At 58.3% G+C, this 252-nt stretch carries 1 protein-coding gene; it reads left to right on the top strand.

Features of this window, described 5'->3' with window-relative positions; translation table 11 throughout:
* Positions 1-252: hypothetical protein (locus tag C162_RS36535; protein ID WP_036702530.1), on the top strand; the 252-nt coding region annotated here is incomplete at both ends.

Here is a 252-nt window from a genome sequence, read left to right as displayed (position 1 = left end):
TACGGGACTGGCTCCGGGTACGTACGAGGTCCGTGTGAAATTGACGGCGTCGTCGTTTGTATCGGAAACGCATAGTGTAACGGTGAATGCGTATGTGCCAGCGGCAGAGACTACCCCGGCAGCGGTGATTGACTACGCAGCCGAGCAATTGAGTGGTCTGATTACGAATGGCACGTATACCGTGAACGGTACAGCGGTAACGGCGACTGCGGCTGGCACCCTGGTGCTGGAGCAGAGCTGGCTGGGAGAGTC

This window comes from Paenibacillus sp. FSL R7-269 (genome assembly GCF_000517865.1).
Taxonomy (GTDB): Bacteria; Bacillota; Bacilli; order Paenibacillales; family Paenibacillaceae; genus Paenibacillus_AQ.
The sequence above is the reverse complement of the archived record's forward strand: the minus strand, read 5'-3'. Positions and strand labels throughout refer to the sequence as shown.